Source organism: Streptomyces odontotermitis (assembly GCF_050510915.1).
Classification (GTDB): Bacteria; Actinomycetota; Actinomycetes; order Streptomycetales; family Streptomycetaceae; genus Streptomyces.
In genome coordinates, this window is sequence record NZ_JBNJLS010000008.1 from 1 (window position 1) to 23,883 (window position 23,883).

Annotated in this window: 27 protein-coding genes and 2 pseudogenes; 18 read left to right on the forward strand and 11 right to left on the reverse strand. The window is 70.8% G+C overall.

Features of this window, described 5'->3' with window-relative positions; genetic code table 11:
- Nucleotides 1-189 (reverse strand): hypothetical protein (locus ACQB60_RS22990; RefSeq protein WP_496927967.1); only part of this gene is annotated, 189 nt, incomplete at its 3' end.
- Between the two features lie 105 nt (nucleotides 190-294).
- Between ACQB60_RS22990 and ACQB60_RS22995 the strand changes: the two genes are divergently transcribed.
- Complete coding sequence (locus ACQB60_RS22995; RefSeq protein WP_496927968.1) at nucleotides 295-1,293, forward strand: hypothetical protein; 999 nt, start codon at nucleotides 295-297, stop codon at nucleotides 1,291-1,293.
- On the opposite strand, the gene ACQB60_RS23000 is transcribed toward ACQB60_RS22995, so the two are convergent.
- A complete protein-coding gene (locus ACQB60_RS23000) occupies nucleotides 1,266-1,805 on the reverse strand; it encodes a phospholipase A2 (RefSeq protein ID WP_496927969.1) in 540 nt (179 codons plus the stop codon). The genes ACQB60_RS22995 and ACQB60_RS23000 overlap by 28 nt on opposite strands.
- Nucleotides 1,806-1,997: 192 nt before the next feature.
- Here ACQB60_RS23000 and ACQB60_RS23005 point away from each other — a divergent pair, with 192 nt between their 5' ends.
- The gene (locus ACQB60_RS23005; RefSeq protein WP_496927970.1) at nucleotides 1,998-2,366 is read left to right on the forward strand and encodes a hypothetical protein; all 369 of its coding nucleotides are present in this window, start codon (nucleotides 1,998-2,000) and stop codon (nucleotides 2,364-2,366) included.
- Nucleotides 2,367-2,515: 149 nt separating this feature from the next.
- Here ACQB60_RS23005 and ACQB60_RS23010 read toward each other — a convergent pair.
- Nucleotides 2,516-2,902, reverse strand: a pseudogene (locus tag ACQB60_RS23010) (Rossmann-fold NAD(P)-binding domain-containing protein); the annotation flags it as partial.
- Nucleotides 2,903-3,083: 181 nt separating this feature from the next.
- Between ACQB60_RS23010 and ACQB60_RS23015 the strand changes: the two are divergent.
- The 8 genes and pseudogenes from ACQB60_RS23015 to ACQB60_RS23050 all read left to right on the forward strand — a co-directional run bounded on the left by ACQB60_RS23015 (nucleotide 3,084) and on the right by ACQB60_RS23050 (nucleotide 8,112).
- Nucleotides 3,084-3,936 (forward strand): annotated as a pseudogene (locus tag ACQB60_RS23015) (helix-turn-helix transcriptional regulator).
- Nucleotides 3,937-4,198: 262 nt separating this feature from the next.
- Complete coding sequence (locus tag ACQB60_RS23020) at nucleotides 4,199-4,468, forward strand: hypothetical protein (RefSeq protein WP_496927971.1); 270 nt, start codon at nucleotides 4,199-4,201, stop codon at nucleotides 4,466-4,468.
- 164 nt (nucleotides 4,469-4,632) lie between these two features.
- Nucleotides 4,633-5,643, forward strand: a complete 1,011-nt coding sequence (locus ACQB60_RS23025) for a S66 peptidase family protein (protein ID WP_496927972.1) — start codon at nucleotides 4,633-4,635, stop codon at nucleotides 5,641-5,643.
- Between the two features lie 228 nt (nucleotides 5,644-5,871).
- On the forward strand, nucleotides 5,872-6,294 hold the full coding sequence (locus tag ACQB60_RS23030; protein ID WP_496927973.1) for a hypothetical protein: 423 nt from the start codon (nucleotides 5,872-5,874) through the stop codon (nucleotides 6,292-6,294).
- 37 nt (nucleotides 6,295-6,331) lie between these two features.
- Nucleotides 6,332-6,841, forward strand: coding sequence for a hypothetical protein (locus tag ACQB60_RS23035; RefSeq protein ID WP_496927974.1), 510 nt, complete (start codon nucleotides 6,332-6,334; stop codon nucleotides 6,839-6,841).
- Entirely contained in the window at nucleotides 6,838-7,086 is a 249-nt protein-coding gene (locus ACQB60_RS23040) for a hypothetical protein (RefSeq protein WP_496927975.1), read from the forward strand. Before ACQB60_RS23035 ends, ACQB60_RS23040 begins: the two co-directional genes overlap by 4 nt.
- Before the next feature lie 42 nt (nucleotides 7,087-7,128).
- Nucleotides 7,129-7,407, forward strand: coding sequence for a hypothetical protein (locus ACQB60_RS23045; RefSeq protein WP_496927976.1), 279 nt, complete (start codon nucleotides 7,129-7,131; stop codon nucleotides 7,405-7,407).
- Nucleotides 7,408-7,686: 279 nt separating this feature from the next.
- Nucleotides 7,687-8,112, forward strand: coding sequence for a DUF6003 family protein (locus tag ACQB60_RS23050; protein ID WP_496927977.1), 426 nt, complete (start codon nucleotides 7,687-7,689; stop codon nucleotides 8,110-8,112).
- Between the two features lie 88 nt (nucleotides 8,113-8,200).
- Here ACQB60_RS23050 and ACQB60_RS23055 read toward each other — a convergent pair whose 3' ends face one another.
- Both ACQB60_RS23055 and ACQB60_RS23060 read right to left on the reverse strand, forming a co-directional pair.
- Complete coding sequence (locus tag ACQB60_RS23055) at nucleotides 8,201-8,872, reverse strand: HAD family hydrolase (RefSeq protein WP_496927978.1); 672 nt, start codon at nucleotides 8,870-8,872, stop codon at nucleotides 8,201-8,203.
- 108 nt (nucleotides 8,873-8,980) lie between these two features.
- Complete coding sequence (locus ACQB60_RS23060; protein ID WP_496927979.1) at nucleotides 8,981-9,655, reverse strand: L,D-transpeptidase family protein; 675 nt, start codon at nucleotides 9,653-9,655, stop codon at nucleotides 8,981-8,983.
- A 298-nt stretch (nucleotides 9,656-9,953) separates the two neighbouring features.
- Here ACQB60_RS23060 and ACQB60_RS23065 point away from each other — a divergent pair, with 298 nt between their 5' ends.
- The 3 genes from ACQB60_RS23065 to ACQB60_RS23075 all read left to right on the forward strand — a co-directional run bounded on the left by ACQB60_RS23065 (nucleotide 9,954) and on the right by ACQB60_RS23075 (nucleotide 12,402).
- Nucleotides 9,954-10,517, forward strand: a complete 564-nt coding sequence (locus tag ACQB60_RS23065) for a hypothetical protein (RefSeq protein ID WP_496927980.1) — start codon at nucleotides 9,954-9,956, stop codon at nucleotides 10,515-10,517.
- A gap of 158 nt (nucleotides 10,518-10,675) precedes the next feature.
- The gene (locus ACQB60_RS23070) at nucleotides 10,676-11,014 is read left to right on the forward strand and encodes a hypothetical protein (RefSeq protein WP_496927981.1); all 339 of its coding nucleotides are present in this window, start codon (nucleotides 10,676-10,678) and stop codon (nucleotides 11,012-11,014) included.
- Between the two features lie 173 nt (nucleotides 11,015-11,187).
- Nucleotides 11,188-12,402 (forward strand): beta-ketoacyl-[acyl-carrier-protein] synthase family protein, encoded by a 1,215-nt coding sequence (locus tag ACQB60_RS23075; protein WP_496927982.1) that lies wholly within the window; start codon nucleotides 11,188-11,190, stop codon nucleotides 12,400-12,402.
- Nucleotides 12,403-12,562: 160 nt separating this feature from the next.
- Here ACQB60_RS23075 and ACQB60_RS23080 read toward each other — a convergent pair whose 3' ends face one another.
- Entirely contained in the window at nucleotides 12,563-12,979 is a 417-nt protein-coding gene (locus ACQB60_RS23080) for a peptidase inhibitor family I36 protein (protein WP_496927983.1), read from the reverse strand.
- A 170-nt stretch (nucleotides 12,980-13,149) separates the two neighbouring features.
- On the opposite strand from ACQB60_RS23080, the gene ACQB60_RS23085 reads away from it, so the two are divergent.
- Nucleotides 13,150-14,160, forward strand: a complete 1,011-nt coding sequence (locus tag ACQB60_RS23085) for an NAD(P)H-dependent flavin oxidoreductase (protein ID WP_496927984.1) — start codon at nucleotides 13,150-13,152, stop codon at nucleotides 14,158-14,160.
- Here the strand turns inward: ACQB60_RS23085 and ACQB60_RS23090 are convergent.
- Complete coding sequence (locus tag ACQB60_RS23090; RefSeq protein ID WP_496928252.1) at nucleotides 14,060-14,713, reverse strand: DUF2867 domain-containing protein; 654 nt, start codon at nucleotides 14,711-14,713, stop codon at nucleotides 14,060-14,062. The two genes, ACQB60_RS23085 and ACQB60_RS23090, sit on opposite strands and share 101 nt — an antisense overlap.
- 68 nt (nucleotides 14,714-14,781) lie before the next feature.
- The gene (locus ACQB60_RS23095) at nucleotides 14,782-15,192 is read right to left on the reverse strand and encodes a DUF6463 family protein (protein WP_496927985.1); all 411 of its coding nucleotides are present in this window, start codon (nucleotides 15,190-15,192) and stop codon (nucleotides 14,782-14,784) included.
- A 124-nt stretch (nucleotides 15,193-15,316) separates the two neighbouring features.
- Here ACQB60_RS23095 and ACQB60_RS23100 point away from each other — a divergent pair, with 124 nt between their 5' ends.
- The 3 genes from ACQB60_RS23100 (at nucleotide 15,317) to ACQB60_RS23110 (ending at nucleotide 18,129) form a co-directional block, all read left to right on the forward strand.
- The gene (locus ACQB60_RS23100) at nucleotides 15,317-15,874 is read left to right on the forward strand and encodes a TetR/AcrR family transcriptional regulator (RefSeq protein WP_496927986.1); all 558 of its coding nucleotides are present in this window, start codon (nucleotides 15,317-15,319) and stop codon (nucleotides 15,872-15,874) included.
- A gap of 69 nt (nucleotides 15,875-15,943) precedes the next feature.
- Entirely contained in the window at nucleotides 15,944-17,362 is a 1,419-nt protein-coding gene (gene fes, locus ACQB60_RS23105; RefSeq protein ID WP_496927987.1) for an enterochelin esterase, read from the forward strand.
- 2 nt (nucleotides 17,363-17,364) lie between these two features.
- Nucleotides 17,365-18,129 carry an SDR family NAD(P)-dependent oxidoreductase gene (locus ACQB60_RS23110; protein ID WP_496927988.1) on the forward strand — a complete coding sequence of 255 codons (765 nt, stop codon included), beginning with the start codon at nucleotides 17,365-17,367 and terminating at the stop codon, nucleotides 18,127-18,129.
- Between the two features lie 4 nt (nucleotides 18,130-18,133).
- On the opposite strand, the gene ACQB60_RS23115 is transcribed toward ACQB60_RS23110, so the two are convergent.
- Complete coding sequence (locus ACQB60_RS23115; RefSeq protein ID WP_496927989.1) at nucleotides 18,134-19,396, reverse strand: choice-of-anchor A family protein; 1,263 nt, start codon at nucleotides 19,394-19,396, stop codon at nucleotides 18,134-18,136.
- 383 nt (nucleotides 19,397-19,779) lie between these two features.
- Between ACQB60_RS23115 and ACQB60_RS23120 the strand changes: the two genes are divergently transcribed.
- Nucleotides 19,780-20,634, forward strand: coding sequence for a peptidoglycan-binding protein (locus ACQB60_RS23120; RefSeq protein ID WP_496927990.1), 855 nt, complete (start codon nucleotides 19,780-19,782; stop codon nucleotides 20,632-20,634).
- A 59-nt stretch (nucleotides 20,635-20,693) separates the two neighbouring features.
- Here the strand turns inward: ACQB60_RS23120 and ACQB60_RS23125 are convergent, their stop codons facing one another.
- Both ACQB60_RS23125 and ACQB60_RS23130 read right to left on the reverse strand, forming a co-directional pair.
- Nucleotides 20,694-21,935, reverse strand: a complete 1,242-nt coding sequence (locus ACQB60_RS23125; protein WP_496927991.1) for a serine hydrolase domain-containing protein — start codon at nucleotides 21,933-21,935, stop codon at nucleotides 20,694-20,696.
- Nucleotides 21,932-23,557, reverse strand: coding sequence for an alpha/beta hydrolase (locus ACQB60_RS23130; RefSeq protein ID WP_496927992.1), 1,626 nt, complete (start codon nucleotides 23,555-23,557; stop codon nucleotides 21,932-21,934). The genes ACQB60_RS23125 and ACQB60_RS23130 overlap by 4 nt, the downstream gene beginning before the upstream one ends.
- Nucleotides 23,558-23,883: the final 326 nt, after the last annotated feature.

Below are 23,883 nucleotides of genomic sequence, written 5' to 3' on the forward strand. Positions count from 1 at the left end.
CTGAGTGGCTGTGCGGTTGACCGCGTCCCGCTGTCCGGCGGCCCGTGCACGGGGCCGGCGGGCGAGGGGCAACGGGCACGGGCCACCGGCGAGTTCGGGATTGCCGTACCGGAAGGCCATCCGTCCGGAGATGTTGTGGGTCCATGAGTCGGGGGTGCACGACAGGTAGGCGAGGCGCGTGCGCCGCAATACGTTGCTTGGTGAGCGATGGACGGCACCGTTGCCGTCGCCCCGTCGCCTGCCGTGCCTCCACGCGGTCGCTCCTCCACGCGATCGCTTCGAGAAGGGGTTCCCGTGCGCCGTAGACTCTCCGCCCGCCTGCTGCCCGCATGTCTTGTCCTGGCCCTGGGATCGGGCACCGTACTCGCTTCCGGTCCCGCCTCGGCCACCCCCGCCACACAGCCCCGTGCCCCCGAGGTCTACTGCTACGACGAGCCGTCGCAGCCGGACGCCGACCTCAGCGACCTCGAGGCATCCTTCAACTCCTCGAACTGGATGCAGACCCTGCAGGCCATGTACAAGCGGCGCTGGCCCAGCGGTGAGGCTCTGGCGACCGCCCAGGCCAACGACCCGTACTGGGACCAGTTCGTGGACAAGCAGAGCTTCGACGGGTTCGCCGAGTCGATGATGGTGGCGATCCACGAGGAGACCCACATGTGGGACCTCGACTCGTCCCGGACGGAGTGGGACGTCCACACCGCGGCCTGGATCAACGCCGGTCAGCAGGCACTGACGGTGCCTCTGCACGGCGGCTTCCCGCGCAAAGAGATCCTGCCGCTGATCAAGGACTCTCTCAGCAAGGACATGGACGACATCTACCTGCGGGACAGTCAGCAGGGGTCGTACAACCTCCAGGGAGTGGTGGCGGAGCAGAACGCCGGGCTGACCGGACTGCCCGCGGTGACCGTGCTCCAGGAGTACATCAAGGGGGTCGGTGCCAGTAACGCCCGGGACATCGCCGCCACCAACCTGCGCTATCTGCTGCTCTACCTGCGCGTCGCCAAGGACCAGCACCCCGGATACTGGGCCGAGATCAAGAACGAGCCCAAGCTGCGCGACCTGGTCCTGACCCAGTTCCTGCGCACGGCCTACTGGTTGGAGAAGTCCGCGCCCTACACCGGCAAGCTGGGCAGCAAGGACGCAGACAAGATCACCGCAACCAATTACGCCCCGGAGAACATCGCCGTCCTGGAGGAATTCACCGGCCGCAAGGTGAGCGTCGACTCGCACAAGAACTGCACCGCCCCGCCACCGTCAGCTCCCCGTCAGTTGGCGGCACGGACCGTGTGGTAGTACTTCTTCGCGCCCTTGTAGCACGCCTTCCGCAGCTTCTTGCGCTGGGCCGGCGTGTACGGATCGGCCCAGATGTGCTTTCCGCACACGGTGTTCATGTCGCGGAGAAACGCCTTGTCGACACGGAGCTTGTGATCGCGCCGGAACTTCGCCTTGCCCAAGGTCTTCTTGTAGTTGCGGTAGCCGAAGTCGTGTCGCCAGCAGGGGAACTTCAGGTCGTATCCGCCCGGGAACTTGTCGGGGCCCCATGAGCAGCCGTCCGTCTTCCAGGTGAAGCGATATTTCTTGACGGATGCCTTGTTCTTCTTGCCCAGCGTGGCGAACCAACGGTCCTGCGACGCACTGGAGTTACCGGTGATGGATCGCATCTTCTTGAGCTTTGCCGCCTTGCTGACCCGAACGGAAACCGCGCTGTCGAGATCAGCGGAATCCGCGACGGACGGGGCGGCCACCGCGAGGATCAAGGCGCCGGAGAGGGCCGCGCCGACGACGGAGTTACGGAGTGCATTCACTGCTGTGCTCCATTTCTCTCTTCAATTCTCAGCCAGATGGCAGGAGCACGGTGACAGATGAACAAGATCCCTTCCACTGCACCGAAAGGCACTGCCCAAAAGTTCAATTCCTTGGGGCGCGAGTCGGGTCTAGTGTGCTTCGCGGAAACCGAACTGACAGGTAGTCATCTGAAGGGGACGTTGTCTATGCGTATGCGTACTGTTGCGGCCGCTACGGGGGCTCTCGCCGCCCTCACGTTGGGTGCCGCGGCGCCCGGCGCGACCGCCGCCAGCCAAGGTCAGCCGGATGTGCCGAGTGCGACGGCAAAGTCGGTGCACGTGAAGGGTCACTTCCCGTGGGACAAGAAGGGCCGCGACAAGGTGCCGAAGTGCGCCCGCCACGGCTCGTTCGACAGCTCCGGCTATACCGACCACCTGAAGCTGAAGAACCGCTGCAACCACGCCGTCACGTACCACGTCATCCTCCACCAGGGCGACGACCGCTGGCACAAGGTCCGCGCCCACAAGTCGTGGCACACCAACTGGAAGTGGCCCACGCGCCTGGACAAGGTCGCAACCTGATCCAACTGAGCGAAGCGCCCCGCACACGGCCAATGTGTGCGGGGCGCTTCGCCGTTCAGCCTACGGGCCGTCGCCAACCCCGACGGGCTGTCCGCCGGGGCCCTGGCCCGGTGCTCCGTCACCATCCCGTCGATTCCGTCGCCACCCCGTCAACTCCTGGGAAAAGCAACCTTCGTGAGCCCTTCGGAGACGCTCCACATACGCCGGGCGTCCTCCGCGCCGCCCAGGCGGGAGTAGAGCTTCTGCTCGGCAGGAGGACCGCCGAGATGGCCGGGGCCGCTCGGCCCGTACAGCCGGGCGCCCTGGGCGTCGGCAGCCGTCGCCGCGTACAGGGCCGGGAGCTTCGCGGTCTCGACGGTGCCGAGCAGGATGCCGCGGGCGGACAGGGCGCGGATGAGCCGCACGCCCAGGGTGCCCCGGTCGCGGCCGACCTCGGGGCGCGCGGCGAGCAGGCTCGTGGGAGCGACCCCGGGGTGGGAGAGGTTGCTGGTGATGTCCCACCCGTGGGCCCGGCTGCGCCGGTCGAGTTCGAGGCCGAGCCCGATGCCGTCGCTGGCTACGAGTGATACGAGAGCCCCGCAGAGACCACCTGAAGATCACCGGACGTCCGGCGTCCGCCTCCGCAGCGACACGCTCGCGAAGGGGGGATCAGCAGGGCGTGGATACGCGGACGAGCGGGCGGCAGGAATGAATCAGCGCTGACAGGAGGCACGCATGGTGATCGACCGGACCGGTCTGGCGGAGTTCCTGCGGCGCCGCAGGGAAGCGCTGCAACCCGAGGATGTCGGTCTCCCCCGCGGCCGGCGGCGCCGGACCAGCGGGCTGCGCAGGGAGGAAGTGGCCTCGCTCTGCCACATGTCGACCGACTACTACGTCCGGCTCGAGCGGGAGCGCGGACCCCAGCCGTCCGAGCAGATGACCGCCTCGATCGCGCAGGGACTCCACCTCTCCCTCGACGAGCGCGACCACCTGTTCCGGCTCTGCGGGCACAGCCCGCCCGCGCGAGGTCCGGTCAGCGAGCACATCAGCCCCGGCCTGCTGCGCATCTTCGATCGCCTGCAGGACACTCCCGCGGAGATCGGCACCGAGCTCGGCAAGACGCTGCGCCAGACCGAGCTCGGCGTCGCGCTCACCGGCGATCTGACCGCCTGCACCGGCCCAGCCCGGCCCGGCCCGCAGCATCGGCTACCGCTGGTTCACCGACCCCACCACGCGACAGCTCTACGCCCCCGACGACCACCCGTTCCTCACCCGCATGTTCGCCTCGGGCCTGCGCGGGGTGGTCACGCTGCGCGGCCCCGGCTCCAGGGCGGCGCACCTCGCCGGCCTGCTTCTCGCCCAGAGCGAAGAGTTCCGGGAGGTGTGGAACAAGCATGAGGTCGGCATCCGCCCCGACGCGGTGAAGCACTTCGTCCACCCCGAAGTCGGCGCACTCGAACTGACCTGCCAGACCCCGCTCGAACCGAGCCAGTCGCACTGTCTCCTCGTGTACACCGCGATTCCCGGCAGCGAGAGCTACGAGAAGCTGCAGTTGTTGTCCGTCATAGGGACGCAGCCACTTCGCTCATAGGGACGCAGGCACTTCGCTGAACGGCCAAACGACCAAACAACCAAACAACCAGCGGAGCTTGTCCCGGCGCGAGCCGCCCCCGGCCGGCATGGCTGCACGCCGGGACAGTGGGCTGTGCCCGTTCGGTTCACCGTTCGGTTCTGCGGGGCTGCCCCGGGGACTCTGGATCCGTGTGGGCGCCACGCATCAGGGTGGAACGGTCGGTTCGCCGATCTCTGAGCATGACCATCTCAGAGCGTGCAAGACAAGCAAGGAGATACCTATGAAGTCGTGGCGTACTCGAGTCGGTGTCGGTCTCGCTGTCGGGGTGGCGGCAGTGGCCATTCCGCTGACCAGCACCACCGCTTTCGCCGCAGGCCCTCCCCCCGGCGACGGCTGGCAGCCGGTCGGCGGCGAGTCGTACGACTCCTGGCAGGCATGCTACGACCAGATGCAGAGCGACCTGAAGCTCAACCCCAAGTACCACGAGGCCACGTGCGTCAGCGACCCTCAGCCCGGCCTCCCCAACTTCTACTCGGAGTGGATGCGCTGACCACGCCCGGGACGTGAAGCACGGCCTTCGTCCGGTCCGGTGCGCCCGCCAACGGGACACCGCCCGGCACGAAGGCCGTGCCTGCCCCGTCCACGCCCTCGGCCAGGATCCGCTCCGCCCGAAAATGCATCGCGTGCCGTTGTGGGCTTCGGGATACTTCGTCGGTGCCCCCTGCTGAACTGCGGCGACCGCTTCGGCCCCGCGCCCTCGCGCCCGGAGAACTCGTCGTCATCGCGTCGCTGTCCGGACCCCTCCACCCCGAGTACGAGCCCGACCTGGAGCAGGCTGCGGTCGTGCTTCAGCGGATGGGGTTCCGCGTGCGCCGGGCTCCACTCCTCGAAGCGGGGCGGCAGCATTGGTGGAGCGCGGCCACGCCGACGGAGATCGCCAGGGAATTCAATGCTCTTCTGCGTGACCCCGAGGTGCGCGCGATCATCGCGCATGACGGCGGCGCGTCGGTACTCGGCTACCTCGACCTGATCGACGTCGAGGCGATCGCCGCCGACCCCAAGCCGATCCTCGGCTACAGCGACATCTCGCTGCTGCACCTGGTGCTTCACGCGCGTACGGGACTGGTCGGATTCCACGCCGACCTGGCCACGCCCGGACTCGGCGGAGCCTGGCAGGCCGCGCCCCCAGCGCGCCGCACGGAACTGGAGCAGCTCTACACGACGCTGCTGACCGACCCGGCGCCCATCGGCGCGCTGCCCGCCACCCCGACCTGGCAGTGCTGGCGTGCCGGCCGTGCCGAAGGCCAGCTGATCGGCGGGCTGCTCAATCGCCTCGTGCTGGCGCAGGCGACGCGTTTCGCGCTGCCCCTCGAACGGTTCGACGGCGCGGTGCTGTTCTGGGAAGAGATGGGCGGCCACGCCTCGCACGTGTGGAGCTACCTCCAGGTGCTGCGGCACAGCGGCGTCCTCGATCGCATCTCCGGCATGGTCGTGGGCGTTCCGCGCGAGATCGGCGGACTCGAAGCGCCCGGCGCGTCGCCCACCCTTCCCGAGATCGTCCTCGACGTCCTCGGCGACCGCGACATACCGGTCCTGGGCAACGTCGAGTTCGGGCACGCCGGCCCGAATCTGCCGATGCCGGTCGGCATCCACGCCCGCCTCGACGCACAGCAGCGGACCTTGTCCCTGCTCGAACCGGCGGTGCGGCCGCTCGTGACGACGTAATCGAACCGCGAGGCACCCCTGCAGTGAGCCGACGGTCTCCCATCGGCGCCTCGGACAGGGCCCGTTCGTTCGCGTGTACGCGGCGCACGACGCGGAGCGAGTGCTTCCAGTGACCCCCTGCGCGCCGAGCCAGGACAGTCACTATCTGTAATAGATTCACTACACACCGTCGCCTCGCTCGGTGCTCTGCATGCCTCAAGCCCGAGGACCCGGAAGGGAATTCACACCATGTCGCTCGCGTCCGGGACGCCGCCCACCCGTAAGCGCCGCGCCCTGCGGCTGGCCGCCGCGCTGTCCGTGCTCGCCGCCGGAACGTTCTGCGTCACCGGCGCCGCCCCCGTGGAACCGGCGCAGGCCGACCTCACCTGCACCTCGATCGGGAACACCTTCCAGGACGGCAACACCATCTCCGGCTCGGGCGCCATCATCGCGCCGTGCAGCGGCGGCGCCACGCTCGTGATCCAGCGCTCGCGCTGGTACGGCTGGGAGGACATGGCCACCCTGAACTTCTCCGGGCAGCACGCGCAGACCATCACGTACGACTGCGCGGGCACCGGCATCCACGACTTCCGTACCTACATCAACTCCCAGCGGGCCAACGGGAGTTACGAGTTCCACGAGTCCAACCACATCAACGCGAACTGCGGCTGACCCCCCGCTCACACGCCTTCCCTCCCGTGGAGATCCCGTGCCCGCTGCCTCTGGCGTCCTCCGGCGCCGCGTCACCCTCACCGCCGCCGCGCTTCTCGCCCTCTCCGCCGCCTCCACCGCCGCGGCCCCGCCACGGGCCCACAGCACCGCCTCGGTCCAGGACGTCGCCGTGTGCACCCCGCAGATCGACAACCCCCACTTCTCGAACGGCGCGGGGAGCGTCATCTTCAAGGCCCGGATGAGCTGTACGACCGACGGTGCCATCCCCACCGTCAACCTCCGGGTCCAGGGCACCCTCGGCTATGTCCCCGGCGGCGCTCCCGGACAGCCCGCGCAGGGCCCGCCGTCCTCCGCAGCGACATCCGACCAGACACAGACGGTGCCGACCAACGGGCAACAGGTGACGTTCTACACGCCGGTTCCGGACGATCCCAAGAAGATCACCGCGGGCGGCACCTACGTCGGTTCGGTCACCTTCCAGATCGTGGCCCCCGCCCCCGGCACCGTCGGCCACGCCCAGGGCAACTACGTCTACGTACAGCGGTGACCGACTCCGAACGCTGGGTCCCGGACGCCCGCACCCTGATGTGGTGCTTCGGCCGGGCCGATGAGCACCGGGTGATGCCGGCGATCCGGGACGACGTGCGCGACCGGGCGCCGGAGCTCGAGCCCGGTTCCGACGCCTACTGGCTGGTGGTCTCCGAGGCCGCGGTCGAGGCGGTCCTCTATGACCTCCTCGACCGTGCCAAGCGGGAGGGCACCTCCTTCGAGGATCCGCCTCGGGCCACATGACCACCCCTCTGGTATTTGCATCCAGAGTGCTACTCGCCGCGAATGCCACAGGCCAGGAGACCGAGCGTCAAGTCCGCGGTCGTCAGGGCCGGTTCACCGGTGCCGGGCGGCGGGAACTCCGAGCCGGCCGACGGCCGCGCCGCGCGTTCGCACCGCACCCGGCTGGCGATCGTCGACGCGATGCGGGCCCTGCACGCCGAGGGTGACCTGTCCCAGCGGGCCACTCGCGACGTCTTGGTCACCTCGGTGGCCGCACTGCTGGGTGCGTCAGCGGCCGACGCGGCGGACACGGCGGGCGCTCCGGACGTGGATGTCACGTAGCGGGGCTGCCTGCTCTCCCCAGGGCAGGACCCGCCACGGTCGGGGAGCCCGGCAACTGCGCGGGCAGCAGCTTCGTCCGCCATGCCGGGGCCGGGGCGCCGCTCCTGGCGTTGGAGCGGCCCCGAGCCGGCGCGGCCACGGGCGGAACCAAGGGAGCGGAATCCAGCTACAACTTCGCCCGTCAGCAAGCAGCTTGACGATGCGACAGGTCAGCAGAGGCCCCCAGAGCGCGCTAGCATCAACGTCCCGACCCCCCTATGGGAGAGCGATCTCATCACGATGGCCGACGAAGCCCTGCTGTTTGTGCTCCCCGACGATCACCCGCGCCTGGGCGCGGCCCTGGCCGCCGTCGGAGCACTGGAATGCACCGAGACCCCCGCGGTGCACGGCTGGCTGCAGGCCCATGGCATTCCCGTCTCCTCCGAGCGGGTGCGGATCGTTCCGGCCGGGGCCGAGGTCCTCGTCCCCGAGGACGCCGAGAGCCTCGCGGTGCCGCTCAGCGAGGAGGAGACGGTGCGCGTGCAACAGGCGTGCGCGCCCCGCTCGGTGACGGAGATGGAGTACGAGCTGCTCGCGTTCCGGGAGACCACCCAGGACTGGGAGACACTGGTGCATCGCGCTCTCGGCGCCGGGGTCCCCTCCCCGCGCATCGCCCGGCTCACCGGCCTGGACCCACAAGAGGTCACCCGCATCTCCGGTACCTGACGGCGCAGCCCTTCCGCCACCGTGGCGTGGGGCTTCGAGGGATGGATGCGGCACCGGCACGCGGGCAACGACTGGTGGGAGTGCACCCTCAACCCTCCGCCCGGTGAGAGCGGGCACCGGACGCGAAGGTGAGGATGTCTCGTACCGCCGCGCGCAGCGTGCCGAAGTGGCGGTGAGCGCCGTCCACCGCCACAAGGGAGTTGACACCCCACACCGTCATCCCGGCACGCAGCCCGGACTCCACCCCGGAGGGGGCGTCCTCGATGACCAGGCAGTCCTCCGGGTCGGCACCGAGTCGCGCGGCTGCCTGCAGGTACGGCACCGGTGACGGCTTGCCCTCCGCCACGGCGGCCGCGTCCACGACGACCTCCGGCACCGGCAGCCCCGTCCGCGCGAACCGCCCGCGCACCCGGTGCTCATAGTTGGAGGTCACCAGTGCCCAGGTGTCGGGCCGCAAGGCCCTCAGCAGTTCCGAGGCACCGTCGAAGGCGGCGTACGTGCCGGAGCGGACGTCCTCGTCCTCCAACTCGTGCAGTGCGGCAAGGCACTTGTGAGGGTCCTCCTCCGGAGCGACCTGCGCGAAGGTCTCCATCGGCCTCGTCCGCAGCGCCACCCGGTGGACCTCATCGGGGTGCAGACCGTATCGCTCGGCCCACGCCCGCCAGACCAGGCGCTGATTGTCGACAGCATCGATCAACGTGCCGTCGACATCGAACAGGACACACCTCATCGCACCAGGGCGGCCGGGTTCACTGATCACGCTTCGATCATGCCATCGGGCCCGAGCGGCGGAACGAGCCGGGCGGGGCGCACTTCCCGCCCCGCCCTGCTCACCGGTTCACACAGTCCACCGGTTCACACAGTCCACTCAGTCCACGTACAGCTTGCCCGGGTGCGGGTAGTTGGAGCGGTAGCCCGCCAACTCCCGGATGTCGTGCGGGCTCAGCTTGATGCAGCCGTTGGAGGCGTAGCTGCCGGTCCAGCGGTACGGGCCGCTGCCCTGCTGGCCGTTGGGCTTCATCTTGCTGTGGATGAACAGCTCGGTGCGCCACTTGCCGCTGTGGCACTTGTGGTTGCCGATGTCCCAGGCGATGCCGTTCACGCCGCGGGCACCGCCGTTGTGGTGCCAGTAGAACTTCTTGATCTTGTACGTGCCGTTGGGCAGCCAGCCACGATTCGTCGCGCACGAGTCCTTGCTGCCGTTGCCGGAGCCGGCCCGCCAGCTGTCGATGGTCCAGGCGCGGACGTGGTCGGGGTTGGTCGCCTGCACGTAGATGAACTTCAGCCGCGAGTTGAGGGCGCTGGAGCCCTTCTTGAACTCGACGTACGTGTAGTTGCCCCCGCTGGCCACGGCGGCGGACTTCACGGCCGCCGGGACCTGCACCTCGGGCGCGCTCGCCGGAACGACCGCCGGACGGACCTGTGGCGTGGACGGCGCCGCCGCCGCGTTCGCCGTCATCGGTGTGAACGCCGCGGCCGCCGCAGCGATGGCCGCGACCGCGCCCAGGGCGGCCGTGCGCTTGCGCTTGGCTTGGGTGTGCATCGTCGTGTCCCCCGATTCTCCGTTGACCACTTCGTGAAGGCAGTGGCGCTGTGGGGAGGAACGTACGAGGCCAGGGGTGGGGGTGGCGTCCAGCGCTGGGTTGAGGCTGTGCTCAACCTGTGAGGTAGCTGAGCGGTTCCTACAACTTTCGTGGTACGGCGCACGGAAGGGCCCTGTGGCCGGGGCCCGTTGGGGTGATCCGGTGCCCCGGTGCGCACGTCGGCGCCGCGCGGACTGCGCCGGGCTCCGAGACTCGTGCCCAGCGGCCGACGGCGGCCGCCCGATCGGAGGCCCCGAGATGCCCGCGACACCCACCGCGCCCGCCCGCCGCGCCAGCCTGTTCGCCGCCGCCCTGGCACTGCCCGCTCTCCTGCTGGGCGGCGCCCAGCCCACGGCGGCGGCCACCGCCCCCGCCTCTCCCACGTCCCCCGCCGCTCTCGCGGACACCTGCCGCACCATGACCAACCGCTTCGACATCCAAGAGGGCGTAGTCCCCATCGTCGTCGGCTACATCGACACGGCCGTGAACCTGTGCATGGGGCCGGACCGCAACATCACCACCGTCACCCCGTCCCAGACCGTGCAGAGCACCGTCGCGGGCACGGCAGCCGGATTCAACTTCACCAGCCGCCCCAACGTCGTGGTCCAGATGGACGGCAACGGTGCCACCGTGCACTTCCCCCTCACCGTCCACGCCTGCGCCCCCGGCCGCCCCCTGTGCTCACAGGCGTACGAGTCCCGGGTGGTGCTGCAGATCAGCAGGTTCATCGGCCCGGTCATCAACCCGATCGACGGCTTCAAGGCGGACTGGCGCGGCGAGTGCGAGTCCGCGAACTGCGTGACCCGCTTCCTCAAGCCCTGACCCGGCGGTCACTGCGGCAGTTGCGACTACGGGGAGGAGATGGGAGCGCCGGAGGCGCAGGCACGGGGCGCGCGGCCCGTCTGCCCGCTCCGGCCTCCCGGTCGCCTGGGAGCCTGCACCCTGGGTGCCGCGACTCCTCGTGCGGAACCGTGGTCGGCATGACCAACACACACATCGCGCCGACCCGCCTCGGCCGCGCCGCGCTGGCGGCAGCTGCCGCCCTCGCCGCCTTCATCGCCCTGCCCGCCGGCACCGCCCACGCCGCCACCGGCACGCTCTTCTACCACTCGAGCCAGTCGGGAGACCTGGAGCTCGACGACCCGGACAACGGGGAGTGCTACCTCCTCCTCCAGGGCGCGACCTCCGCACACAACGACACGGACACCGTCGCCACGGTGTACTCCGACCAGGGCTGCGAACAGATCCTGGACACCCTCGTCCCCGGCGACGGCCGCGACTTCACCGACCCCCTCGCCCACAGCGTGAAGTTCGGCTGAGCCCCTCTATCTGACGGCGGGGCCGTCACCCTCGCGCAAGTTGTCGGACATGGACAATCTCGCGCCCTCGAATCGGTTGACTCCTCCCCTGGGTTTCCCCATGAACGCTGGCATGATCCTCGTGAGGGCCAGTCAGAAGCCATGTAGTAACCCAACAATTCGAGGAGGCTCGTGTGACCCGTAACGGGCGAGTGCTGGTGACGGGCGTCGGTGCGATGACGCCGCTGGGGGGCGATGCGCCGTCGACGTGGTCGGCAATGCTGGACGGCAAGTCGGGGGTGCGGTTCCTGGAGGAGGAGTGGGCCGCGGATCTGCCCGTGCACGTCGCGGCCGGGCTCACGGTGGATCCCGCCTCCCTGCTGCCGCGGGCCGAGGCCAGGAAGCTGGATCGCGGTGAGCAGGTCGCCCTTCTCAGTGCACGCGAGGCGTGGCGGGACGCCGGTGCTCCGCAGATCGAGCCGGAGCGGTTCGCCGTCGTCATCGGTACGGGTACCGGCGGTGTCCTCGCCACGCTGGGGCAGGACGACGTGTTCGAACGCGCCGGGATACGCAAGGTCTCGCCGTACGCCGTCCCCATGCTGATGCCCAACGGCCCGGCCGCCTGGGTGAGCATGGACCTGGGCGCGAAGGGAGGTGCCAGGACTCCGGTGAGTGCCTGTGCGTCCGGGGCGGAGGCCCTCGCCCTGGGGCAGGATCTGATCCGTAGCGGGCGCGCGGACGTGGTCGTCGCGGGTGGGGTGGAGGCGTGCCTGCACCCCTTCACCATCGCGGCGTTCGCCCAGATGAAGGCCCTGTCGACGCAGTCCGCGGACCCGGAGGCGGTGTCCCGTCCTTTCGACGTCGAGCGGTCCGGGTTCGTGATGGGTGAGGGCGCGGGGATGATGGTGCTGGAGCGCCCCGAGTTCGCCCGGGCTCGTGGGGCGCGCGCCTACGGGGCGCTGGCCGGCAGCGCCGTGAGTTCGAGCGCGAACCACATCACGGCCTCCGACGCGGAAGGCCAGGTGTTCGCCATGGAGCTGGCACTGCGTGACGCCGGTCTGGCCCCGGCGGACATCGGGGTCGTGCACGCCCACGCCACCTCGACCGAGTCCGGTGACCTGGCGGAGGCCGAGGCGATCAGCAGGGCGATCGGCGGGCACACCGCGGTGACGGCGACGAAGTCGATGACAGGTCACATGATGGGTGCGTCCGGAACGGTCGGCGCCATGGCCGCTCTCTTCGCGCTCAGCGACGGCATGGTGCCCGCCACCCGCAATCTCGACGCACTCGATCCGCGGGTGGAGCTGGACGTGGTGCGCGGTGAGCTGCGTACCGGTGAGTGGTCTGCCGCGCTGGCCAACTCGTTCGGGTTCGGCGGGCACAACGTCAGTCTCGTCTTCACCGCATGACGTCACATGACGTCGCCTGACGTCGAGACCTCGGCCGCCACGCCGGGCGGCACGGCCCCTCAGGACCGGTTGCCGCCGACGCGTGATGCCGTGTCGTTGCTCAGTACTCAGTACTCAGTACTCAGTGCCCAGCCCGGCCCGACCGGCAGGGCGGGCGCTGTCACTTGTGGCACCAGTAGATCGTGTGCTTGTACTTGGGGTTCGCGAAGACCTTGACGCCGGGCTTCACCCGCAGCTTGACGCCCCACTTCTTGCTGTGGCCGTACCAGGTCTTGCTGGTCCTGTTCCATATGGAGTGCGTGGGCTTCCACACCCACGGGCGGGCGCTCGGGCGCCCCGACCTGCACTTGGTCTTGCTGTGCGACCAGTCGCTGACCTTCATCTTGGACGACCCGCCAGAGCCGTCACCGGCCTTCTTCGAGTACAGGCACATGTAGTTCTTCGCGCACGAGAACCTGGCCGAGGCGGCTTTCGACTCGGCCGCGCTCGCTCCGCCCGCTCCCCCGCCCGCGAGCAGCATCGCCCCGGCGAGCAGCGTGACCGCGAGGGTCCTGCTCCCTTTTCCACGCATGGTCATGTGCGCGTCCCCGTTTCAACTCGGCCCGGACCAGCGCCGGTTGAGGCAAGCCGATCCACGGGCTCCGGTATGACCGGAGAACGATAACCCACGATCATCAGCCCCGGCCGATCACTTCGCACACCGGCGGACCGTGCCCTGTCCGTCGCCATGGGAGCGATGATGTGGCCATGGCGTTGTCGACGGAACTGACGGAATTACTGGGTGTGCGGCACCCGATCGTACAGGCGCCGATGGGCGGGTCCGCCGGGGGTGCGCTGGCCGCGGCCGTCTCCCGGGCGGGCGGTCTGGGGCTGCTGGGCGGCGGGTACGGGGACCGGGCCTGGCTGGAGCGCGAGCTGCCGATCGTCGCAGCGGGCACCGGCCGGCCATGGGGCGTCGGCTTTCTGACCTGGGCGATCGATGCCGGTGCGGTGGAACGGGCGCTGGAGTTCGACCCCGCGGCGGTGATGTTGTCCTTCGGCGACCCGGGCCCGTTCGCCGACCGGATCCGCCGGTCGGGCGCGGTTCTGATCGTCCAGGTCACCGATGCGGACGAGGCCAGGCAGGCCGTGGAGGCGGGCGCCGACGTCATCGTGGCGCAGGGAACGGAGAGCGGTGGCCACGGTGCGCGGCATGGCCGGTCCACCTTGCCGTTCGTGCCGCTCGTGGTGGACCTCGTGGCACCGGTACCGGTGCTGGCGGCCGGTGGGATCGCCGACGGGCGCGGGGTGGCCGCGGCCCTGGCGCTGGGCGCGGCCGGTGCGCTCATCGGCACCCGTTTCCAGGCCACGGCCGAAGCCCTGGTCGACCCTTCGGTCGGCAAGGCCCTCATCGAAGGGCACGGTCAGGACACCGAACGCAGCAGCGTGCTGGACATCGTCCGCGGCTCGGGCTGGCCGACGGAGAAGTACACCGCCCGCACCCTCGGCCACCCGAGTCTCGACCGGTGGCGCGGACGGGAGGCCGAACTGGCCGGCGACGACCGGGCCCGGCAGGACTACCGGGAGGACGTGGCACGAGGGGCGATTCCGGCCCTGCCGGTCTGGGCGGGCGAGGCCGTCGACCTCATCACCGATCTGCCCTCCGCCGCCGACCTCGTCACGGCCCTGGCCGCGCAGGCCGAGGATGCGCTGGCCCGGGCCGGACGGCGGCGGGGCCGGGCGGGGTGCTCTGCCACCTGCGGGCGATCTGCTTCATGAGCTGCGGATAGACGATCAGGTAGCGGAGTGGCCGGACCCACGCCATGTAGGCCCGTCCCAACCAGCCGTTGGGTTTGACCAGCGCGGTCATCTGGGCGTGGTACCCGCCCGAGCCGTCGGGGACCCAGCCGTAGTGGGACAGGCAGTGCACGGTCTTGTTGGACAGCTCCCAGCACATCTCGTTGCCGGTGAGGTAGACCGGGCGGAACGGCGTCCCGTGGGGCACCGGCGGGGGCGGGCCGTCGCGCAGGTCGGCCGGAAGCCGGTCGCGCAGGGACGGCACCCGGGCGCCGAGGTCGTGCCGGGGTTCGTCCCAGCCCAGCAGCCGCCCGAGCCGCCAGCGCAGGTCCCACAGAGCGCGCGCCGGCCAGGCCCAGCCGTCCGTCGGGTCATAGTCGTCACCGGCGATCCGCTCGCCCATCCGCACGAAGCGCTCGAAGTCGTCCGGGCCGCCGGGGGTCGGCAGGGCCCACACGTCCTCGACGCGGAAGTCGGCCGCGATCTCGTGGATGCGCCACGGCCGGCCGGTGTGTGCGCTGCTGGGGATTCGCATGGCTCTCATGGCTCGGCACCGCCTGTCACGGGGAGGTAGTAGAGGGGTGGCTCCGGCGCGGCCGGAGGTCATCGCGGCAGCCCGTCCTGTGCCGCGGGGACGGTGTGGCGGGCGGCGCGGCGGGATCCGAGCAGCAGCAGGACGACCGCGAGCACGCCGAGCGGCCAGGGCTGGAACGGCTGGACCACTGCGTCGACCACGGTCCAGATCCCCAGGGTCCAGGCGATGAACGCCGGGGGCGTGATGTCGCGCCGGTCCAGCCACAGCACGATCAGGCCGACCACGATGAGCGGCGGGCCGAAGCTCTCCAGGCTCAGCCAGTACGCGCTGCCCGCCGGGCTCATCTCCGCCAGGTCCTCGTGCCACAGTCCCCCGCTGAACCACGTCCCGGCGTGGCGCGCGGCCCGCTCCACCGTGAGGGCGCCGATCGTGTGCGCGGCTCCGCAGAGCGTGATGATCCAACCAGCCCACTTGACCATCTGTGTTCTCCGTTCGTGTCCCGAAGTGACTCGATTACGGAACTACCGTTTCGATACTGGTGTTCCGTATCATGCGGGCATGACAGCGGAAAAGCAACGGGGTGGACGCCCCCGGGACAGTCGCGTGGACCACAAAATCCTTGAGTCCACACGGGAGTTGATCGACGAGGCCGGCTATCCGGCCCTGACCGTCGACCAGGTCGCGGCCCGCGCCGGGGTGGGCAAGGCGGCGATCTACCGCCGCTACACCTCCAAGGCCGAGATGGCGTTCGCCGCCACCGCGCACGGGCAGTGGCCGCCCGCGCTCGCCGACACCGGCTCCCTGCACGGGGACCTGCTGACCCTGGCCCGCACGTTCCACGCCCCCATGGCGGCCCCGGCCGCCCGGCATCTGATGCCGGCCCTCATCGGCGAAATCGCCGTCAATCCCGAGCTGGACGCCCGGTTCAAGGACACCTTCCTGGCCGCCGAACGGGCCGAGTTCGCGGACATCATCGAACGGGCCGTGGCGCGTGGCGAGTTGGCCGGGCCGGTCGACCCCGCGACCGCCCACCTGCTACTGCTCGGCCCCCTCGCGGCCGCCCTGTACGTCATCAACGTGCCCGTCGACGACGGGGTGATCGCCGACCTCGCCGTCGCCGCAGCGGCAGGCATCACCGCTCTGGCCGACCAGTACCACTGAGAACAAGACCATCTACTGTTAGCTTAGGCTAACCTAAGTTGATGAGTTCGCCGTGCGGAAAGAGGAGTCATGCGCGCCCAGTACGCGGAGCCCGCCACCGCCCTCCCGGACCACCGGCCCGTTCGGGTCACCGGGCCGCGCGTCGCCCGGCTCGCGGAGCAGCTGGACGGCGCCGCAGCGGCCGAACGCGACCTGCTTGTCGACGCGTTCTGGCGGGAGGTGGCGGCGCGGGGCGCCCCGCTCGTCGAGGAGATGCCCGGCGCCCCCGGGCACCGGGCCGTGACCTTCCTGCGGCGCGGGCACCGCGCCACGCGGCAGGTGCTGTTCATGTCCAACGGGCTCGTCGACCGCGACCGCCTGGCCGACTCCCGCCTGGAGCACCTCCCCGGCACCGACATCTGGCACCTGGGCCTGCGGCTGCGCGCCGACCATCGCGGCTCCTACCGCCTGGCGGCCGACATCTCCCCCGGCGAGCCGCCCACCGACCCCGACGCCCTCCAGGCGCGACTGCGTGCGCTGCTCGCGCACGCCGCGCCGGATCCGCTCAACTCCCGCTCCCTGCCGGTGCGGTGGAGCACCGCGGACGCGTCCTTGTTCGCCCTGCCGCAGGCGCCCGCCGAGGCGTGGCGAGGGCGACGGACCCCCACGCGGGCGGGTCTCGTCGAGCGCCACCGCATCCCCACCGCGGCGCTCGGCGGAGAGCGCGACGTCTGGATCTACCTGCCGCCGCAGACATCGCAGGAGACATCGCAGGACAAGCCGCAGCAAGCGTCGCAGCAGGATGCGCAGGAGCACGGCGGCGACGGCTCGCTGCCGGTCCTCGTGCTGTGCGACGGCGACATGTGGTTCGGCCGGATCGGGCTGCAGCACTCCCTCGACGCGCTGATCGCCGCCGGGACGCTGCCGCCGCTCGCCGTGCTCGCGCCCGACGCCGTGGACCGCCGCACCCGGGGGCGCGAACTCGGTGCGCGGGACCCCTTCGTCCAGTTCCTCGCCGACGAGCTGCTGCCGTGGGCGGTGCGGCACGGTGCGCTCACCGGCGACCCGGCGCGCACCGTCGTCGCCGGGCAGAGCCTCGGCGGCATGGCCGCGCTGTACGCGGGCTTCCAGAGGCCCGACCGGTTCGGCCATGTGGTGGCCCAGTCACCGTCGTTGTGGTGGTCGCCGGAGCTGGCGCCGGGTGTTGTGCAGAAGCAGATCGGCGGCGTGCCCTGGCTGGTGCGCCGGTTCGCCGACGCCGCCCCGCGCCCGATCACCGTCCATCTCGATGTCGGGCTGCACGAGGGGCCGATGGTCGACTACAGCCGCGCCCTCCACGACACCCTGCGCTCCGCCCCCTACCGGGTCACCCGCAACGAGTTCAACGGCGGCCACGACTACGCCTGTTGGCACCCGGCTCTGCTCGACGCCCTCGCCCGCCTGCTGGGACCCGCGACACCCGCGACACCCGCCAGGCCCGCCCAGGGACCCGTACACATGAAGGAGTGACCATGGGACAACTCAGCGGAAAAGTCGCGCTGGTGACCGGCAGCAGCCGGGGCATCGGGCGCGGCATCGCCGAACGCCTGGGCCGGGACGGCGCCTTGGTGGCCGTGCACTACGGGCGCAGCGAGGCGGCCGCCGAGGAGACCGCCGCGGCCATCGGCGAGGCCGGTGGCCGGGCGTTCCTCGTGGGCGCCGAACTGGGTGTTCCGGAAGATGTGGACACGCTCGTGGCCGGGCTGGAGGCCGGGTTACGCGCACACGGGGAATCGATGATCGACATCCTGGTGCACAACGCGGGGCTCAACCTCATGGGGCGGCCGATCGAGGTGCTCACCCCGGAGGAGTTCGACCGGATGGTCGCGGTCAACGTCAAGGCACCGTTCTTCCTCACCCAGCGGCTGCTGCCCCAACTGCGGGACGGCGGGCGGATCATCAACATCTCGTCCGTCTCCACCCGCATCGCCTCCGCTCACGGCATCGGCTATCCGCTCACCAAGGGCGCACTCGAAGTGTTCAGCCAGACCCTGGCCAAGCACCTCGGCCCCCGCGGCATCACCGTGAATTCCGTGGCCGTCGGATTCACGAACACCGACATGACCGCCGAGGTGCTTGCCGACCCGGCGAACCTGGAGCGCAACATCGGCCTGACCGCGCTCGGCCGGATCGGCCAGGTCCCGGACATCGCCGACGCGGTCGCGTTCCTGGCCTCCGACGACGCCCGCTGGATCACCGGCACCAAGGTCGACGTCACCGGCGGCGTCAGCCTGTAGCGCCTCAGCGCGAGGCGCGCCGGCGGGCCGCGTACGCCAGGGCGAAGCCGCCCACCAGGACCGCGCCGCCGATCGCGGCGAGCGGGACGACGGTGGCGCCGGTCAGCGCGAGCGCGTCCGACGGCTCCTCCTCGCCCGGCTTGTGGTCACCCGTTCCGCCCGACCCGCCGGCCGGTACCGGTGCGCTCGGCGTCGAAGTGCCGTCGCCGCCCGCCGGGGGCTGCGCGCCGCCTGCCGGGGTCGAGGAGTCGGTGGCCGGGGCCGAGGGCGACGGGGTCGACTCGGGTTTGTCGTCGGCCGGTTCGGAGGGCTTGGCCGACTCGGGGCCCGACGGCTCTGCCGGACAGCCGGTGAACGGGTGGTGGTGGGTCTCGGCACTGCCGGTGCCGCGCAGGGACTTGGCGATGACGGAGCCGTTGACGGGGCCGCCGTCGCCGAGGTCCACGGCGGCGTCGGGGGCGAGCACCGTGCCGGGCCAGGCGTTGTGGCTGTGCTTGGTGACCTTGGTGGCGGTGGGGAAGTTCCACAGGAGCTTGGCGGCCGGGCCGTCGATGCGGTACGTGGCCGCGGCTGACTGGTCGTAGGCGGAACCGGTGACGTTGACGACGACGGTGGAGGCGGCCGGGGCGTCGATCACGATGTGCCTGGCCTGTTGGAGCTTGGCGGCCTCGACGGTGAAGACGTTGCTCTTGGCGTCCGCGCCGGAGAGGGTCAGGCGGGCGGCCGCGCCCTCGCCGCTCAGGCGGACGGTGCCGTTGGCGTTCAGGCGCGCGTAGTCCGCGGAATCGGCGCGCAGCCGGCGGAACTCCTTGGCGAAGTCGATGGGGCTCTTGCCCTGACCGGCCTTGGCTCCCTTGTCCTTGACCTCGACGGGCCTGCCGTCGAGCGACCCGTACACACCGCCGCCGTGTTCGAGCACGGTGTGGGCGGTGTCGCCGGTCTTGAGGGTGCCGCCGACCACGAGGGACGCGCCGCCGCGCAGCGAAGAGGTGGAGCCCAGGTGGCTGCCCACACTGAATCCGCCGGTGAAGTCGGCGTCGCCGCCGACCGCTACGGCGCCCTCGCTGTCCGGGCTGCGGACCGCGTCGCCCTCGACGAACTCGTTGTAGCTCGCCGCCAGTCCGAGTGCGCTGTTCGGTGCGAGGCATCCCCGGGCCGACGCACCGGGTGCGGCCGCAGCGCTCGTGGCACCGCCGAGGACGAGGGAAACGGGCAGGACGAGCGTGCCGGACAGGGCGAGGGCGGCCGCGGAGGCGGTTATGCGCATGGAGGGTCGGTCTTTCCTCGGGGTGGTGAATGGGGTTCGCCACACAGCACATTGGATGTGCGATCGCGAACGAGCAGCTACATGATCACGATCTTCCGCGATGTCCGTCAAGGCGCTTAAGGGTCACTTAAGCCCCATGAGTCCGTGTTTATCGAATAGTGATCTTGCGCCCTCGAAGTGGGACTCTTCACGCACCCCGGCCGCCCGAACTCGGCTGACATACCTGCATAATCGGGCGAGTCATGTAGGAACTGCAGGAGGCCCGAGCCGATATGGCCATCACGTCCCACCGCTGCTGCCCCGGGTGCGGGTCCGACCTGAGCGCCGCGCCGAACGGCGTTTGCGGTTGCTCCGGACCGTTTGCTGCCGAGCACACGGACCCGATGCACATACGTCCGTACGCTCCGCTGGAACGGACCGACGCGACGGCGGCCCTGCCGCGGATCCCGCAGCAGGGGCTCGCGTTGGGGGCGGACCTGGGGCCGGAGCTGGAACAGCACCGGGCGCAGGACGTCCCCCACCGCCCGGACTCCGGGCATCGCCGTCCCGACAGGCGGCGCAAGGCGTCGCGACGCCTCGGCACGTGGCCGCTGGTGGCGGGCGGTGCCGCCGCTCTGGCCGCTGCCGTGTTCCTCGTGACGCAGTTCGCCACCGACGGCGACGCCGGGTCCCGGGCCGGTGGCCCGGCCGACAAGGTGCGCTCCGACGACCTCACGCCCTATGGCGAAGAGGACCAGGCACCGGATGGAGGCGGCACCAACTCAAGGGCGTCGCGCGACGGTTCGCACGAGGCATCGGCCGCCCCCTCGACCGCACCCACACAGACGCCCCGCGGCAGCTCGTCCGCGCACGGCCCGGCACAGGACGGCCCACGGCTCCGGCCGTCCACCGGGGCCACGGGCGGTACGCCGGGTGGCGAGCGTCCGAGTGCCATGTCGACGCCGGGCAAGGCGCACGACGATCCCGGCGACCGCGCCACCGGTCCGACGCGCGGCACGGCCGGCGCCTCGGGACCCGTCCTGCGCCCCGGCGACTCCGGGCCCGAAGTGGCGGAGCTCCAGCGCCGCCTCAAGCAGACCGGAATCCTGGCCCGGAGCTCCCCCACCGACGGCCACTTCACGCCGACCGTCCACGAAGCGGTCTTCCGCTTCCAGGTCGCCGAGGGCGTCCGGGGAGACGTGGACGGCGAGTACGGCAAGAACACCCGCCGGGCCCTGGAGTCCCGGACCCGGGGCTGAACCGGCTCGACCAGCGGCAACCATCACCCTTGAGGGCGACGGACGTGGTGCGGCATCGCTCACTTTCCCCTCAGTGCCGCCTCGATCATCCGCAGCGTCGCCTTCTCCTGCGCCTCCTGGCCCGGGCCGTCCAGGCGGAGCGTGAACGTCGCGCTCGTCGCCGCCTTCGCGCCGTCCGGGGTCACTCCGCACTCGGAGACGCAGCCGAGGCTCGTACCGCCGTGGAACCAGATGCCGCCGTCGGTCCCGGGCACCGGGCGCCAGGCGATGCCCAGGCCGTAGCGGACGCCGGGGGCCGGGATCCAGTCGTCCGCGGGGACCGTCCGCTTCATCACGGCCAGTTCGGCCGGGCGCAGCAGACGGCCGCTCAGCAGGGCGCGCAGGAAGACGCCGTGGTCATGGGGGGTGGTGATGACAGAGCCGTCGGCGCCGCCGCCGAAGCCGAGGGTGGTGTCGGTGGGCCGGGTCTGGTCGGGGAAGTACGTGTACGCCGTGGCGGTCGGCTCGGGGACGTACGGCGAGGTTCCCGGGGTGAGCGTGTGGCGCAGGCCCAGGGGCTCGATGATGCGCTCGTGGATCTCCTGCGCCCACGGGTGGCCCGTGACGCGCTCGATGAGCAGACCCGCGACCACGTAGTTGGTGTTGGAGTAGGCCCAACGGCGTTCCTGGGAAGGGTTGTCGGCGTTCGGGAGCCACAGCGGGGGCTTGCTCAGGGCCGCCTTCAGTTGCTCCTCGGGCGGCTGGGAGCGGAAGCGGTTGCGGCGGTAGCCCTCGGGGGTGAAGTCCCCTTCGTCCGCGCCTGCGGCCAGGTAGTCGTTGAGGCCGCTGGTCTGGCGCAGGAGGTTGGCGACGGTGATGCGGCGGCCGTCGTTGCCGTGGCCGTGGACGGCTCCGGGCAGCCAGCGGTCGACGGTGTCCGTGAGCGCCAGCCGTCCCTCGCCGACGAGTTGCAGGGCGACGGTGGCGGTGAGCGTCTTGGTGTCGCTGCCGATGCGGTAGTACGGGTTCCAGGGCACCGGGTCCTTGGTGGTGAGGTCGGCGGCTCCGGCCCGTGCCGTGGTGCGGCCGTGCGCGGTCTGGACCTCGGCGAGGACGCCGGTCGCGCCGGTGGCGAGGACGGCGTCCACGTCGCGTTGGAGGCGGTGGTTCGCGTCGCGCCCGAGGTGGTGGTGCGCAGCCCCTCGGCGCACGCGGTCGGCGGCTCTCGCGGTCGCCGCGGGGGTCGCCGCCCCGGTGAGGAGTGCCGCCGCCGTGGCCGCAAGTCCTGTTCGCCTGCTGATGAGAGGGCCCTTCGTGCTCATCGCGTCGCCTCGTTCTTCTCGTCGGTCTTCTCGTCGGTCTTCTCGTCAGTACTCGTGTCGTGCTTCTCGTTGCGGGGGCAGGTGAGGTCGGCGGCGGGCAGCTTGCCGCCGCCCAGGTAGGTGTTGACGGCGCGGTCGGCGCAGGGCACGGGCGTGCGGCCCTCGACGCCCCGGCCGTACACGCCGTGGGAGCGGATGTCCGCCGTCACCAGGCGGGAGCCGGTGAGCTTGCGGTGCAGGGCGAGCGCACCCTCGTAAGGGACGTTGTTGTCGCGCTTGGCCTGCAGCATCAGGACCGGGACGTCGTTGGCGATCGACGTGCCGCCCGGCTCGCCCGGCTCGGCTCCCCAGAAGGCGCACGGGGCGATCATTCCGTTGACGTAGGGGCCGAAGACGGGCTGGGTCACCCGGCTGCGCACGCTGTTCTTCCAGTACGTCTCCGGGTTCTTCGGCCAGCCGCCCGCGGGCCAGCCGCCGTCGCCGCACATGAACAGGGCGCCGCCGACCATGCTGCTCTCCAGCTCGGGCGACTCCAGCAGCTGGAGCATGGAGGCGAGTTCGGGACCGGGTGTGCCGAGCCTGCCCTCCGAGGCGGCGACCAGGTCACGGACGAGAGCGGCCAGCATCGGATCGTTCTCCTCGTGCTGGACGGGCTGCTTGAGCAGCATCCGCAGGAGGGGGGCGCCGAGGTGGTACTTGCCGACGGCCACGGGGTGCTTCTCGGCCTTGGTCAGCACCTTCTGTACGGCGCCGCGGACTTGGGCGGCGCTGGTGCCGAGGCCGTAGGTCGCGTCGCGTCGGGCGGTCCAGGCGGCCCACGCGTCGAGGGCCTCCTCCGCGGGTGCGCCCGAGCGCTGGAACAGTTCGTACTGCGTGGCCGACGGGTCGGTGCTGGAGTCGATCACGATGCGGTCGGCGCGGCGCGGGAACAGCTGGGTGTAGACGGCGCCCAGGTCGGCGCCGTAGGAAACGCCGTAGTAGGAGAGCTTGGGTGCGCCAAGGGCGGCGCGGACGGCGTCCATGTCGCGGGCGACGTTCCGTGAGGAGGCATGCGGGAGCAAGGCGGCGTTCTCGCCGTGGTCCTTGCAGCGCCGTGCCGTGTCGCGGGCGCTGCGGACCGCGTCCTCGAAGTCGAGGCGGGGGCTGGTGGCCGTGCGCGGCGCGGGCCGCTCGGGCGCGGGGCCGCAGCTGATCGGGGTGCTCTCGCCGAGGAAGCGGGGGTCGAAGCCGATCAGGTCGTAGCGGTCGGCCACGTCCTTCAAGGCAGGGCGCAGGGCAAGGGTGTTGGCGAGGCCCGTGCCGCCGGGGCCGCCGGGGTTGGAGAGCAGGATGCCGCGCCGCTCGGCGGGCTTCTTCGCCTTGATCCGGGAGACGGCGATCCGGATCGTGCGGCCGCCGGGATCCGCGTAGTCGAGCGGGACGGTCACCTTGGTGCAGCGTGCGCCCGCCGCGTTGAGCTCCTTCTGCTCCGGGGCGCAGCGCCCCCATGTCAGGTGCTGTCGCGGGCTCTTGGGGGTCGTCGGGCTCGCCGTGGCCATGGTCGCGGCCCCGACCCCGACCACACCGCTCGCGAGCAGCGCGCTCAGGCTCAGGCAGGTGGTGACTCTCGACGTGACGCGCATCGCTCTCCTCGGCTGGGGCGGATCGGTTGATCACGGTGGACCGGTGGACCGGTGAACCGATGGATCGGTGGATCGGTGGACCGGTTGATCACGACGCTAGAAGCGGGCGCGGCGGCGGGACATCCGGCTGCCCGGCCGAAGCGGCATGGGGAAAACCCCCGCGCTCCCCGGAACTTCGAGGCGAGATCACGCCAACTGGGGCTGTTCCGGCCACTGCTCGCGCGGAGTTGTCCGCGATCTCTCCCGGAATTGTCCTTGATCGGTAACAGAGGCAGCCGTTTGCGCGCGGGCCTCGTCCTGCCAGGTGGTCGCACGGCGACCGGAGA

Excerpts from the sequence above, each read along its gene's own strand:
- ACQB60_RS23060 (WP_496927979.1), bottom strand. The coding sequence starts at position 9,655 with ATGCACACCCAAGCCAAGCGCAAGCGCACGGCCGCCCTGGGCGCGGTC.
- ACQB60_RS23045 (WP_496927976.1), top strand. The coding sequence starts at position 7,129 with ATGCCACAGGCCAGGAGACCGAGCGTCAAGTCCGCGGTCGTCAGGGCC.
- fes (WP_496927987.1), top strand. The coding sequence starts at position 15,944 with ATGCGCGCCCAGTACGCGGAGCCCGCCACCGCCCTCCCGGACCACCGG.
- ACQB60_RS23070 (WP_496927981.1), top strand. The coding sequence starts at position 10,676 with ATGACCAACACACACATCGCGCCGACCCGCCTCGGCCGCGCCGCGCTG.
- ACQB60_RS23125 (WP_496927991.1), bottom strand. The coding sequence starts at position 21,935 with ATGAGCACGAAGGGCCCTCTCATCAGCAGGCGAACAGGACTTGCGGCC.
- ACQB60_RS23115 (WP_496927989.1), bottom strand. The coding sequence starts at position 19,396 with ATGCGCATAACCGCCTCCGCGGCCGCCCTCGCCCTGTCCGGCACGCTC.
- ACQB60_RS23090 (WP_496928252.1), bottom strand. The coding sequence starts at position 14,713 with ATGCGAATCCCCAGCAGCGCACACACCGGCCGGCCGTGGCGCATCCAC.
- ACQB60_RS23085 (WP_496927984.1), top strand. The coding sequence starts at position 13,150 with ATGGCGTTGTCGACGGAACTGACGGAATTACTGGGTGTGCGGCACCCG.
- ACQB60_RS23110 (WP_496927988.1), top strand. The coding sequence starts at position 17,365 with ATGGGACAACTCAGCGGAAAAGTCGCGCTGGTGACCGGCAGCAGCCGG.
- ACQB60_RS23120 (WP_496927990.1), top strand. The coding sequence starts at position 19,780 with ATGCACATACGTCCGTACGCTCCGCTGGAACGGACCGACGCGACGGCG.
- ACQB60_RS23030 (WP_496927973.1), top strand. The coding sequence starts at position 5,872 with ATGTCGCTCGCGTCCGGGACGCCGCCCACCCGTAAGCGCCGCGCCCTG.
- ACQB60_RS23080 (WP_496927983.1), bottom strand. The coding sequence starts at position 12,979 with ATGACCATGCGTGGAAAAGGGAGCAGGACCCTCGCGGTCACGCTGCTC.
- ACQB60_RS23020 (WP_496927971.1), top strand. The coding sequence starts at position 4,199 with ATGAAGTCGTGGCGTACTCGAGTCGGTGTCGGTCTCGCTGTCGGGGTG.
- ACQB60_RS23065 (WP_496927980.1), top strand. The coding sequence starts at position 9,954 with ATGCCCGCGACACCCACCGCGCCCGCCCGCCGCGCCAGCCTGTTCGCC.
- ACQB60_RS23005 (WP_496927970.1), top strand. The coding sequence starts at position 1,998 with ATGCGTACTGTTGCGGCCGCTACGGGGGCTCTCGCCGCCCTCACGTTG.
- ACQB60_RS23095 (WP_496927985.1), bottom strand. The coding sequence starts at position 15,192 with ATGGTCAAGTGGGCTGGTTGGATCATCACGCTCTGCGGAGCCGCGCAC.
- ACQB60_RS23050 (WP_496927977.1), top strand. The coding sequence starts at position 7,687 with ATGGCCGACGAAGCCCTGCTGTTTGTGCTCCCCGACGATCACCCGCGC.
- ACQB60_RS23130 (WP_496927992.1), bottom strand. The coding sequence starts at position 23,557 with ATGCGCGTCACGTCGAGAGTCACCACCTGCCTGAGCCTGAGCGCGCTG.